The organism is Rhodococcus sp. MPR-R1B (assembly GCF_058793255.1).
Genome location: NZ_JBXAFO010000014.1, coordinates 120810 through 132938 on the forward strand (window position 1 = coordinate 120810; position 12129 = coordinate 132938).

Annotated in this window: 10 protein-coding genes; 5 read left to right on the top strand and 5 right to left on the bottom strand. The window is 58.6% G+C overall.

Annotated features, from left to right (window positions below; translation table 11 throughout):
* Nucleotides 1-55 precede the first annotated feature (55 nt).
* The 3 genes from AC1Q61_RS20070 to AC1Q61_RS20080 all read left to right on the top strand — a co-directional run bounded on the left by AC1Q61_RS20070 (nt 56) and on the right by AC1Q61_RS20080 (nt 4454).
* Nucleotides 56-1597, top strand: coding sequence for a hypothetical protein (locus tag AC1Q61_RS20070; RefSeq protein WP_042920693.1), 1542 nt, complete (start codon nt 56-58; stop codon nt 1595-1597).
* Complete coding sequence (locus tag AC1Q61_RS20075; RefSeq protein ID WP_492651041.1) at nt 1594-3033, top strand: hypothetical protein; 1440 nt, start codon at nt 1594-1596, stop codon at nt 3031-3033. Before AC1Q61_RS20070 ends, AC1Q61_RS20075 begins: the two co-directional genes overlap by 4 nt.
* Before the next feature lie 77 nt (nt 3034-3110).
* A complete protein-coding gene (locus AC1Q61_RS20080; RefSeq protein WP_215515546.1) occupies nt 3111-4454 on the top strand; it encodes a CHAT domain-containing protein in 1344 nt (447 codons plus the stop codon).
* Here the strand turns inward: AC1Q61_RS20080 and AC1Q61_RS20085 are convergent.
* The 4 genes from AC1Q61_RS20085 to AC1Q61_RS20100 form a co-directional block, all read right to left on the bottom strand.
* On the bottom strand, nt 4446-4835 hold the full coding sequence (locus AC1Q61_RS20085) for a hypothetical protein (RefSeq protein WP_042920685.1): 390 nt from the start codon (nt 4833-4835) through the stop codon (nt 4446-4448). The genes AC1Q61_RS20080 and AC1Q61_RS20085 overlap by 9 nt on opposite strands.
* Nucleotides 4836-4953: 118 nt before the next feature.
* The gene (locus tag AC1Q61_RS20090) at nt 4954-5232 is read right to left on the bottom strand and encodes a LuxR C-terminal-related transcriptional regulator (protein ID WP_051649509.1); all 279 of its coding nucleotides are present in this window, start codon (nt 5230-5232) and stop codon (nt 4954-4956) included.
* A gap of 213 nt (nt 5233-5445) precedes the next feature.
* On the bottom strand, nt 5446-6498 hold the full coding sequence (locus AC1Q61_RS20095) for a ThiF family adenylyltransferase (RefSeq protein WP_308251802.1): 1053 nt from the start codon (nt 6496-6498) through the stop codon (nt 5446-5448).
* Nucleotides 6499-6548: 50 nt separating this feature from the next.
* A complete protein-coding gene (locus AC1Q61_RS20100; protein WP_215515547.1) occupies nt 6549-7991 on the bottom strand; it encodes a phenylacetate--CoA ligase family protein in 1443 nt (480 codons plus the stop codon).
* 361 nt (nt 7992-8352) lie between these two features.
* Here AC1Q61_RS20100 and AC1Q61_RS20105 point away from each other — a divergent pair, with 361 nt between their 5' ends.
* Both AC1Q61_RS20105 and AC1Q61_RS20110 read left to right on the top strand, forming a co-directional pair.
* Nucleotides 8353-8835 carry a hypothetical protein gene (locus tag AC1Q61_RS20105; RefSeq protein ID WP_051649508.1) on the top strand — a complete coding sequence of 161 codons (483 nt, stop codon included), beginning with the start codon at nt 8353-8355 and terminating at the stop codon, nt 8833-8835.
* Nucleotides 8836-8969: 134 nt separating this feature from the next.
* On the top strand, nt 8970-10673 hold the full coding sequence (locus AC1Q61_RS20110; RefSeq protein WP_215515548.1) for a TerD family protein: 1704 nt from the start codon (nt 8970-8972) through the stop codon (nt 10671-10673).
* On the opposite strand, the gene AC1Q61_RS20115 is transcribed toward AC1Q61_RS20110, so the two are convergent.
* Nucleotides 10652-12097: a phytoene desaturase family protein gene (locus AC1Q61_RS20115; protein ID WP_042920677.1), complete on the bottom strand. Its 1446-nt coding sequence runs from the start codon at nt 12095-12097 to the stop codon at nt 10652-10654. The genes AC1Q61_RS20110 and AC1Q61_RS20115 overlap by 22 nt on opposite strands.
* Between the last annotated feature and the right edge of the window lie 32 nt (nt 12098-12129).

Sequence of the window (12129 nt, forward strand, 5' to 3'; positions counted from 1 at the left end):
AATGAGACTAATCTGCGAAGTTCAGTTCTGATTTCTATTACGGGGAGTAGGTGACATGTTGCCGAACAGTGAATTGACCACCAGTGGATGGTGGATCGGCCGTGAACTCAGCGACGGCCGGCGGGCAGAAGCATCCCTTACGAGAAACGAACTGATCGAGCTGTGGGTCAAGGCGTCACCGTCACCGAAGCCGAACGTCAAGCACTTCGCCGAGGATCTGGCGAAGTGGACCAGTGAACTCGGAACGAGAGCATGGGTCGAGGAACTGACCGTCCCGGAGGCTGCACGGCGGATGCGGCAGGGTACCAATCAAACGGCCATCGGCGTGGAAATCTGGGACATGGTGTGCGACATTGCCGCTGCGTACGGTGATCCGTTTGCGCGATGCTCGGCAGACGTCGTTCAGAATGTGAGGAAGGAGCGGCCGCGGAACTTGCCTCGGGCCATGGCGTCGGCAATACGGAAGTACGAGGACGGACCTCCGCGCACGGCAGCCCGCAATGCGATGATCGGTTCGGAAGCGTGTGGCGCGGTCGTTTCCAGTCGCGGCCACGCTGATCGTTTTGTCGCTGACGCCGAACCATTCAAGAACGCGATAGTAGCTTCGGCCGTGCGCGCGTACAGCGGCAGGCTGGTTGACTATCTCGATCGAATCGCCGATGTGTCCGAGCAGGAGGATCTCGAAATTCTCAGTGCTGCAATCGAAAGAATGACTGATGAGTACGGTGAACCCGACATCGCGGACCGCCTCCCCACAGTCGAGGAAATTGAATTCGCCGATGCCAGACTGCACTGGTATCTCGATCAGACAGGTATCGCGGTTACGGACTCGGAAATGCCCCTGGTGCAGGGGAGCAACCTGTATACGATCTCAGACGTTGTCGGTGAAGCATGGCGTCGTGCACGCCGAAATCTTGTGCGGCTTCACATCGACGAGGTGGAGCTCACTGATGACCTCGTAGTGCGCGTCTACAAGTCGAACCTCAATCGTGCGACGCAGGATTTGCAGCGCAAGGTCTTCAAATCGGCAAGGCAGTCGACAAGCCCTGAGGCACAACAAGAGAGTGACCATGCTTCGTCGTCTGTACACCCGATCGGCGTTGCACTCGGCTATCGGGGTGTACTGATGAGACTCCTGTTCGATCGCGCGCATGCGTACGTCTCGAAAAGTCCGATCGAATCGAATCATCCGTGGGGCGGCGCGTTCGACGGGCCGTGGCCGTGTTGGGAACGCGAGATCGTTCTCGACCTCTTGGCATCGGACGCCCAGGCACTTTCCGATGGTTCTGTTTCTGAAATCGCTGAGTTCGTCGATCGCGGTGCGGCTCGGGCGATGGTACGTCACTTGTTCGACATTCATAAGCCTACGAACACACTCGCCCCAACCCCCGACAAATCGATCACGCTCGTTCTGCAACTCCTGCAGGGTTCCCTGGCGATGGCTATCTGCGACGACGATGTTTTCGGTAGCGACGGTATCGAAATCGTCGGGCACAAAGCCGCCGAGCAAACCTGGGCACAGAAATCCGCAGCAGTCCTGCAGGACCTTCGAAAGCATCGCAACGGATGGACCGAGTTGACGGAGACGAACAGATGAGTGAATCGATGACTCTGCAACCGATCCAAGTTGATGGCGGTGATCTTTACTGGGACGGCGACGTTGCTCCTTCCGTCGCAGAAGTGGTTGTTCCGATTGCTGCCGGAATCGATGTGGTAGTAGATGCGGCAGATACATCGACGGTAGTACGCTGGCGCGTTGCGGAGGGAAGTGACGCCCAGGCACTGTCAGGAGCATGCGCCGAAACCGATTTCCACGAGCGTCTCGCAGGCGCTTCAAATGGGCGCGAAATATATTGTGCTGCCGTACATTTAAATCCTTTGTGGACTCGTCGTGCGTTGACTGCAGCAATTGCTCGCTGGTCGGTGGCGCCGATCGACGAGGGTGTTCTAATGCTCGATGACGCTACTTCGCGACACCTGCTCGGAGATAGGGTCGAGTCATACGGGCGCTTTGCGCTCGCATCTCCGACGCTGGAGATTCTTGGCGACGAATGTCTCGGGGGTGAGTTGTCCAGCAGTGCAGCAAATGAACTGGCAATCGTTTCTCTCGCAGCGGCTGACGTTCTATCGGAGACCGCGTGGGGCCACGTCATGATCGGTATCGCTGCGCAAGTACAGGCAATCACCACATTCGACGACGAAACGCTGCGACGGTGGATCGAGGAGTTGGTGGACGCTGCGTCGCATGGTCTCGTCGACACCGATATGGCAGGCGGTGTTCGAACACTCCGGCCCACTGTGTCGAGCGGGTACTCCGATCCGCATGTTCTTCCTCTACGAATTCTCGCCTGGAGAGGCGCAGGCACGCCGGATCTCGAGGCGACACTCTTGGCAGGAACTGAATCCGGGAGTGTGATCCTGTCGGCGCAGTTGGCACCCGGTGTCGATTCGAACTGTCGTGAAGCGTGTGAGATGTCGGCCTATGCGGCGGATCGCAGATCGGGGACATTGCTGTCGACCGCTCCTATGACGTGGAACGGGCACAACCTGGTCGGGATGCTGGATTTGAGCGAGGACGCCTTCGCCGACGCATGTTTCGGAGTCTTCCACGCATCTACCGATCTACATGATCTTCGCGTGGGCGATCCCCTTACTGCGCTGGTTGAAGTAGACAGGTTCATGGTCGAATCATGGCGCTCGAGACGCGCCGCAGTTGCTGCACGGTATGCCGTTGATTCGTCTTCGGATTCCGCTACGCGGCGAGCGGCGATGTCCGCAGTTCGCGGGTTCATCCGGGAATCTTTGGAGGCCGCCGAATTTGCGGTCGAGACACTGATGAATATGGTAAGCGAATTAGGTGACGGCAGTGCAGTATTGAGTGTTCTGTTGACCAAGCGAATCGAGGCGATCAAGAGCTATGTGCGAGCTGTGGAGTCCGGCAACGATGTCCAAGCGGGGGGACATCCCCTCCTGTGTGAATTGTTGATCGCGCGTAGAGAATCCGACGATGCTGTAGGGGGAGCGCGGTGGTAGCGGTGGCTCACGGAGACGCCCAGGTTGTCCTCGTCAGGGCAGCCGATGCCGGTCCCACGTATCTGTCGTGGACGTGGATGGACTTGCCCAACGTGCCGCATGCCGTCCGTCTTGACAGCGAAACCCTTTTCGCAGCAGTGTCTTTACTTGACAATGCCTTGACTGCGCCGCTGTTGTCGGAAGATTCGAGTACTGGGATCGAGTCCAAGGAGTCGGCAGCTACACGCGCGCTATGCAGCGGCGCGTTCGCTACTCTCGAAGGCGAGCGACGGTTGGCTGCTCTGCTCGCCGAGGCCGTGCTCCCCGAAGCGTTGCGTCGACAACTCGGTGAGCGGTTCGATGCACAGGGCATTATCCACGTCAGGATCACCCCTAGTCCTCGAATTGCGCGGGTGCCGTGGGAACTACTATTCGTAGACACCCGTCGGCGACTGCTCGACATTGCCGTGGTGACCTTCGATCCGCCGGCGACAGTTCACGCTCATCGAAGCGTCCTGCCTCCGCACTGGGACGACGTGCACCACCTCCCGCCGCTTCACATTGTAGACCCGCTTCTGCCTGCATCGGCTCTCGATCACGGCTTTCGGCAGACGCTTGCCGGGCTCTCGAAAAATGCATTGCTTGACGGTATTTCAGATGAAATCGCCGCGACCGGTGGCACCGATGTCAGCACTGAGGTGCCACGAAAATTTGACCGGGTGGCATTGTCAGAAGCTCTGAAAACAGGACGATCCAGGATGTTGTACTTTGGGCATGTGTCCGCGAGGCCGGACGAGCCGGGATCTGCCTCCATCCACCTCTTTGATACAGCGGGAGGCCGCACATCAGGTAATGGCATGTGGGGAATGGCTGCGGTCGTGCGCCCCCCGATGGCCTCTGGTGAAATGGTACCAATTCGGGAGGGCTACCATTTGCCGCTGTGCGCACTGGATTTCCTGCTGGGAACTCAGCAATGTTCGGACGAAAAAGTCTGGCGCCGTTACGGATCGAATCGGCGGAACTACGGGCACGAGATATGGCCCATTCCCTGCCGGGTCGCCCTCATCGCGTGCGAGGGTGGTGTGGACTTCCGGTCTGCCGAAACCTTTGGGTTGGTAGTCGCTCTGTTGGATTCCGGTGCCTCTCTGGTGACCACTACCCGTTGGACACTTCCGACCGACGATGCATTCCACAGAATCGGAGGGGTAAGACGATCGGTGCTTCCCACGGCTGACCTGGCGCTCAGCGTTGACCGCGCACACAATCAAGCTAATCCGGTTGAGGCTGTAGCCAAGTGGCAACGAAGCCGGTTGCGGGAGTGGGAATCCAGCTCGGGTGAACTCGCCTATTCCCCAATCGTCTGGGCATCGCTGACCCACACAGTTGCAGACGCCCGCCCCGCCGAACCTATTGCAAAGTCGGCGCATTCGAGTTCAATCTAGGTCGAAGTTTCCGCAGTCGACCAGGGCTGCGAGTCTCCGGGGAACCACGTGGGTTAGGTAGGTGCACAGCTTGTCGTTGACAGCGATCCCTGCAGCACCCTTGGTGCTCAGGTATGCGGCCAGTTTCTGATGGTCGAAATCGGGATTGGCACGAAGCAGGCACAAAGCTTCCCACGTGATGTCCCGCCGCCCGATCGACAACTCGCGCAGGCATTGCCATGATGCAGATACGACTGCATGTAGCAGACGGTCACCGTCGATGCTCGCTTGTCGAGATCGACAGTGACGCAGAACTTCATCTCGCACTTCGGTGTATTCGGGGATCTTGGCCACCATGTAGATCGACCATCGCGGATCAGCCGTATCACCGTAGTCGCCCATCGAAGACCGCTCCCTGTGAGGCAGCAGACCTAGGGTTGTACGCTGCGCGCTCAACCCTAGGTCTCGACGATCGTGGTGTGTATCCACTGATGGACCGACGCGAGACCCCTGCGAATCGTCAGAGTTCGTCGATCGCGATCAACCCGTCCTGCAATGCGCGTACCAGTAACGCACTCTTTGTAGATGCCGTTCTGCCGACTTCATCGTATTTACAACGAATCCGAGTCAGGTGAGTGTTGACTGTTCCCGGCGCGATGAACAATCGTCGTGAGACGACCGACTTGGAAGCGCACTGAATCCAGGCGAGTAGTACCTCTTTCTCGCGTGAGCTCAAACCCGGATCATTTGTATGGGAGATGGGAGTGCTCAATGCGCGTCCTTTCGATCGGGGGGGCATGGTGGCCAAGCCAGCATTCGAGATTCAATGAGAATGGAGAACCGTCGCGGGGTCACTCCACGTGGTGGCTGCGAATGAACTCCCGAGATAGCGGATACTCTCAAAAATTGACGATATGGGGTGTTGGCTCGGTCGAGGGCAGAACTCGATCCCGTGGCGAGTTTCATCAGTGGACTGCTTCTATATGGTCCGCCCAGATGTCGATTCCCGTGATCAGCGATTCTCCATGAGGGATGTGAACGAGTATTCGTCGAGTTCGTTCCAGCGACTAGTCGAGTTGGCAGCATCGCCGAGTAGAATCTTGTCAAGATCGACGCGGTATCGACGTGAGGGTAGGTCCGCACCGCACACCAGCAGGCGCGCGGCCAGCCCTGCTACGGATCCGGCCGCTGTGGCGGCAGTACCGAGTTGCGGCCAGGAGGGCAAAGTCCGTCCGACTTCGGTGAGCGAGAAACGAGTTCGCGGGGTGACGTGGCATCCGACGATCGCATTGGCGATCCGAGCGCGGTTCGCGGGGTCGTTGAGTTCTTGGTCATTCAATCCGGCCAGTTCGCCGGCCTTACCGTGGAACAGAGGATAGTCAGCATCGAGATCGAAGCGTTCGACGTCGAGAATGACGTTGTCGCCGTTGTCAGTCGCCATGATGACGGGTATGCGCTTTTCCCGCGCCTGCTTGCGAATGGCGATCTTCATCGCCAGGTCGTCCATCTCTTCCACCAATACCGATAGACGCTCGGTATCTTCACCGCCCAAAAACTTGTCCGAAGCGGATTCGGAATACCCGTCAGGGACGGAATCTACCTGGGTATAGGGATCGACTTCGAGTAGACGTCTTTGCGAAAGAGTCACCTTCGGCTCGCCCAAGTCGCAGACGGACGCAGCTAGGCGATTGAGATTGCTTGGCCCCAATGTGTCAGGATCTGCGATGCGAAAACGACGCGCGCCCGTCAAGGAACACACGGAGACGACCGAGGATCCAACGCTGAGTCCGGCAACCCCGATAAGTGCCCCGCCCCATGTGTGTTGCTCGTCGTCGTCGAGCAAGTAGCGGTTTCGAGCGGTGCGAAGTCGGTAGAAGTTTTCTGCGTCAGGCAACCGGACCAGCGTTGATCGCCATGGGTACAGGATGTAGCGACTCGCGCACTCGACGACGCGGTCATCGTCCCAGTCGCGTCGGTCCGCGTCGCCGAATGAATCGATGGCGGAAAGTTCGGAGCGTGCAGTACTCCACGCATCGACGAACCGGAGGCCCGAATCCGCAGCCATCAGTGTCCTGATACGTGCGGAATCTTCTGTTGGATGCAGTATTTCGATCATTATGCGCTCACCTTTTCCACCTGGGTCTGTTTGATCTCGTATTGAAAGTCAGTGCTGCCAAATAGATGAAAACTCACACGGGGCAATGCCCGTTCTCCGAGAATTTGCAGTAGTTCGCGGTATTCGCTGCTGGACGATGAGAGAGCTTCGACCACCTTTCGGCAAATCAGTTGCTCGTTCTCTGTCGTAGCTCGCTCTTGTGCAGCCGTGTCGTGGCGCAACTCGACCCTCAGCTCGAGCACATCGCGAAGGTCGATGCCGGATCGTCGAGCGAGAATGAACTTTCCCGTGATCGTGTCGCCTAACTGTGGGTGAGATAGGGCTACACGAACCGGTTCGGGATAGATATTGACTGCGTAGAACGACACCGCTACATCGGCGCGACGTTGGAGAACAATGAAACCTGCTTCGTCGGAGGATGTTCGAAGATCCATGCGGTGCCCGAGTTCGGACAGTTTCACGCCGAGGGTGTGTGGACTCAAGATCCGGCCCACATCGTTGATCCTGTATCGGACCAATGGAATCGAATTGTCGACTGTGAACAGCAGACGACCGTCGGCATCGATTTCCGTGTAGCGAAAGGCGGGGTCGTACTCGACGAGAGTCGATGACGCGGCGGCACCACCGAACAGAGCCTCGTCGACATCGCGGTGTTCGAGGGCGAGACGGCGCAAGGAAATCGACGTCGGCGTTTCGTGCCCCATCATCCCCGCGTCGGCCGTCCCGTAGACAAGGCACACGTCCTCTGTCCGCCCCCACTTTCCGATCAGATCCAGAATTCCGTCTCGCCATGATTCCCCGATGCTCTCGCCGGCGAGCAGCAGCTTCAGATCCTGGCCCAAGACCGCCGCATCTGCGCCGTCCAGAACATCGCGCACAAACGGTGGATAACCGGCAATGACAACCTGCTCATAGTGTTTGCCCAGAGTGGCGACGTTTTGGCGAACAGTCTCGACATCCACACCCGGAGCGACAACGGACAGTGGGAACCCTCTCTGGTTCAGTTCCTCGGCCGCGCGCAACGTATAAGTTCCTCCGATCCAATTACCCATCGCGAAGCACACGACGAGCAGCGTCGATCGCTTGTCCGCACCGAATTGCCGCATGATGCGTGCGTGAAGCTGAACACTGTGGGTCAGAGACACATCGGAGCGAGCCCAATACGTCGGCTGACCCGACGATCCGGAGCTTGACGACCAGATTCGTGCTCCGGTGACGTCTCCACGACGCATGAGTTCGTTCAGGTCGTAAGCTGCGACGTAGTTCCCTTTTGTTGTTGCCGGAACATTGGCAAAGTCTTCGACCGAACGCACCGACTCGGGATCGAAATCTTGTGCCGACAAGAATTTCGTATAGGCGGGCACGTTCTCGACGGCGTGCCGGAAGGTAGCCAGAGCATGTTCGGAGCCGGGTGAAGTTGCTGATGGCCTGGTCGAATACATGGACATATTCCTCTCGTGTGGCGAGATGTGTTGTCGCCGTGCACCGAGAAGACCGAACCCCCGGAGCATCTCGGAGGGTTGTTTTGCGGCCTGTCGTTCAAACGGACTATATGAGCGAGACGTCCGAGTCATGCATGGTTGTGAACGCCACTTCAAAGGAAAGGAACTCGACATGGCGAATTGTAGGAAGTGCCAGCGACCAGTTCATGACTGCTCGTCGTGCAATGGAGGACGAGCGAGCGGCATGTTTGGAAAGCTCACGTGCAGCAAGTGCAACAACACCGGCTCCACGTGCAATGAGCACGGTGGGTACTGGAAGTAGCCTGCCAGGGCCGTCGCGCATTAGGTGAGAGGAAGTTCGATGCAGATCTTTCTGCTGATTGTGATCGTTTTGGTAGCAGGATTTTTCGGGACAATTGCAATAGGTGGGGCAGCGGTCTTCTGGTTTCTCCTCGTGTTCATCGTGGGTCTCGTGATCTTGAGCTTCGTTCTCGGTGCCTACGCCAAACAGCAAATAGACGTTGTGCATTCCGCTGACCCCCCTACAGTTCAACAGATAATCGAAAACCACTTCAGTGGGGTTGGATGGAAGAACGTCCAGGGCGAGGGTTTGATGAACTTCCAATCGCGAGGGTTCGGGCTCAGTTCGTGGAACTCGGAGAACCCTGTGGTATCAATCAGCCTTTCGCCCACTGCTGACGGCGGCACTGAGGTGTCAATCTGGATGTCGAAGTGGACAACTCGTTCGGGGATCGTATCTTCCTGTGACCGCGTTGTAACGAAACGATGGACGTTGTTGAGGAAACTCGCAGCACTCGAAGGAGAGTCCGAGGCTCGGTTGTAGCAGGATCAGAAGGGCTGTACATCATGGGACTGTTCTCTCGAACGAAGGCGCCGACCATCGATTGGGCTACGGAACGAATAGCGGCCGTTCCGAACTGGGCGACCCATCAAAGCCTGCGACCGGGATTGTCAGACGTGGCACAGGCATTGGCCGACAGCTATGCGGGAAGTTCCAATGACATCGATATCGACAAGGTTGTCCAGGCCATTGTCAACATTGTGGAATCGCTCGCCGTAAAGCATCTTCCGGAAAGTGCGGAAGCGATCAGGGCGATCATGTCTCGTCCCGGGCCCGAACGTGACGAGATCTGGAACTACTTTACTCATTGCGCCGCCAAAGGTGTTGCGGTGTCGGAACATATCGGTGGTATCCTGGTCGGACCGCAAATGGCCGAGACTTTCGAGGCGATGGCACGAGAAGGGCGCTTTTCGAAATCCGGGAATGCCACTCCTGACGGCCTACCGATTATGTCTCCGGACTCGAGCGATACGGCTGGGTTGAGTGACCCGGGCCTCGGCGAGAATGACCCGATACAGATGGCGTTCGGGCTTATGTCAAACGTAGGTCTGAGCCTTGTCGTCTACGGTTCGTCAGATCTGGCCAGTTGCTTCACAGCCGTTGCCGGAGTTATTCCCGCTTTCCGCAGTTCGGCGACAGATGGTGGATGGCTCGGGTCCTTCCCGAGCATCGAGAACGTGTTGTGGTTCGGGATCGAGAGTGCAGACAGTTCCGCGATCATCGTTACGGTTCTGCCGGATGCCGATTCTGGTCGGGTGCTCCGCGAATTCGTTAATCCCCTTGACGCTCTGGGGGCACCTTGGTTCACGGCGTTGGCACAGAAAACGCTGGTGCCCAGCACCTTTGCTGAAATCTTCGCCCGATCGGTTCACCGTCGTATTTGGCATCTTCCAGGTCTTCAACATCTCAGACCTCACGACCACGGACCGTTCGAGCTTTCGTGGGCTTTCAAGCGTGAGTTGTCGGAGAACGGGTGGGATTCTGTCGACGGTGACAACTACAAGAAGGACGTGCCATCCCCGGCGGGTATTTCGAATGTGTATTTTGCGCCGTGGAGAGATAAACACTCCATCTTTCTCGTGCTCGGACCGTCGGAGAACGGGCAGATTCCGGAGAGCTTGCGTGGTATTGATCTGGGTGATTGCCTGATCGGTGTCGAATACGAACACATCATCTTGATCAAACCGCTGTGTTCGCCTCCGTCATTGGCGGACGTACAGGCTGCGACGGAGCGCGTCCTCGACCGAGGGAGGTTCCTGTACTCAGGCGAGACATCCATTGTTCCAAACGTCTTGACGTTGACCAAAGGTTCGAACACTCCAGTCGGGACGATGCAGATTCGTGTCTCGCTTGCGTGGCACGGCAATCCTGTCGAAGCCAATGTGGACACGTCGGCCCTACTTCTCGGCGCGAACGAGAGAGTGCAATCGGATGCTGATTTTGTCTTCTACAACCAGTCGGTACATCCCACCGGCGCTGTTAGCTACGAGTGCCGCCAGGTGGAGAACGGCAATGCCGGTCGTGATTCCATCCGGATTGATCTACCCCGAGCGGAGAGTTATACCGAGAAGATAGTGATTGTCGGATCGGTCGATCATGGGCAGTTCTCGAGTCTTCATGGCCTCCATGCGACCGTGGTCGATCTTGACACTGGTCGGACGGTGATCAACTTTCCGATCGACGGACTTACGACTGAAACTGCGTTGCTCGTCGGGGAGTTGTATCGACGCGCCGGGGTATGGAAGTTTCGAGCAGTGGGGCAAGGCTACGCATCTGGTTTGAGGGGTGTCGCAACTGATTATGGGATCAGCGTGGATTGAAGCGCCGCCCGCGCAGCATTGAACCCACCCATCCCGTGGACGCCGCCGCCAGGGGGAGTTGCGGACGAGCAGAGGTACACGCCCGGGGCCCCGGTGGCATAGGGGTTGAGCCCGAACCGGGGGCGCGCGATGATCTGCCGCGCCGTGTTCGCCCCCGCGGAGATGTCGCCGCCCACGTAGTTGGGGTTGTACGCCTGCATCTGCGGCACATTGCGCACGTGGACGCCCACGATCCGGTCCCGAAACCCCGGCGCAAAGCGCTCGATCTGACGCGTGACCACATCGGTCGCGTCGCCCGGATAGCCATGCGGCACATGCGCATACGCCCACACGGGATGGATGTCTCCGACGGAACGGGAAGGGTCGGCCAAGAATTGCTGGCCCAACAGAATGAAGGGCTTGTCCGGCATCTGACCCCGCACGGTCTGGCGTTCGACAGCAGCAGTTTGCGAAATCGTCCCGGACAGATGCAGGGTGCCAGCCTTGCGGGCATGCGGATTCGTCCACGGCACGACGCTCCCGTCGGAATCACCGCGCACGGCGTAGTCGACCTTGTAGGCGGCGGTGCCGTAGCGGAATTTGCGGTAGGCCCGTGCAATGCGGTCGGGCTGCCGGCCGTCGAGCAGACGACCGGCAGCGTCTGGTGCGATGTCGAGCATCACGATGTCGTAACCGGCGATCTGGGAGTAGTTGGTGACCCAGTTCCGGGTTTCGATGGTGCCACCGAGGCTGCGCAGAATCGAGGCGAGCGCCGCAGCAATTGACCCCGAACCACCTTGTGCCACAGGCCAACCGTGAGCATGGGCTCCAGCAGTGAGCATCGAGCCGACAGCGCTGGACAGAGGAAGGGTGAGCGTCCCGAACATGTGCGCCGCGACGCCGCCGAACAGCGCCCGCGCTTGTGGGGTCTTGAACATCCGCGCGAAACCCGTCGCGGGAAGCAGAGCGCCCGTCCCGAAACGCGCGAGCATCAGCGGGTGCTTCGGGACGTGGACGATCGGCTGGAAGACGTCCTGCACCAACTCGTCGAAGTTCTCGGATAGGTATCCGAAGACGTCGAGCCAGCGCTTACCGTCGGCACCCAGCCCTTCAGCGGTCCGGTTGATGTCGCGCCAGAGAACCCCGGCGGTGCCGTCGTCGAGTGGATGGACCAGATCGATCTCGGGCCACAGCCACGTCAGGCCGTGCTTGGCGAGCCCGAATTCGCGGTCGAGGGCCTTGAAGTATGGAGAAGCCAAAGCTGTGGGATGGAAGGCGGAGCAATCGTCGTGGACGAGTCCGTCGACTATGTATTCGCTGCTGCGGGTACCGCCGCCGATCTGGTCCGCACCTTCGATGACATGGACGTCGATTCCGGCGCGGGCGAGTTCGATCGCCGCCGCGAGGCCGTTGGGGCCACTGCCCACCACTGCTGCTGTTGTCATTTGCTCTTCGCCACCCGTCTTCTCAAGGGTGA

Coding starts and splice junctions, on each gene's coding strand:
- AC1Q61_RS20105 (WP_051649508.1), top strand. CDS start 8,353: ATGCAGATCTTTCTGCTGATTGTGATCGTTTTGGTAGCAGGATTTTTC.
- AC1Q61_RS20075 (WP_492651041.1), top strand. CDS start 1,594: ATGAGTGAATCGATGACTCTGCAACCGATCCAAGTTGATGGCGGTGAT.
- AC1Q61_RS20100 (WP_215515547.1), bottom strand. CDS start 7,991: ATGTATTCGACCAGGCCATCAGCAACTTCACCCGGCTCCGAACATGCT.
- AC1Q61_RS20095 (WP_308251802.1), bottom strand. CDS start 6,498: ATGGCTGCGGATTCGGGCCTCCGGTTCGTCGATGCGTGGAGTACTGCA.
- AC1Q61_RS20115 (WP_042920677.1), bottom strand. CDS start 12,097: ATGACAACAGCAGCAGTGGTGGGCAGTGGCCCCAACGGCCTCGCGGCG.
- AC1Q61_RS20090 (WP_051649509.1), bottom strand. CDS start 5,232: ATGCCCCCCCGATCGAAAGGACGCGCATTGAGCACTCCCATCTCCCAT.
- AC1Q61_RS20070 (WP_042920693.1), top strand. CDS start 56: ATGTTGCCGAACAGTGAATTGACCACCAGTGGATGGTGGATCGGCCGT.
- AC1Q61_RS20080 (WP_215515546.1), top strand. CDS start 3,111: ATGGACTTGCCCAACGTGCCGCATGCCGTCCGTCTTGACAGCGAAACC.
- AC1Q61_RS20085 (WP_042920685.1), bottom strand. CDS start 4,835: ATGGGCGACTACGGTGATACGGCTGATCCGCGATGGTCGATCTACATG.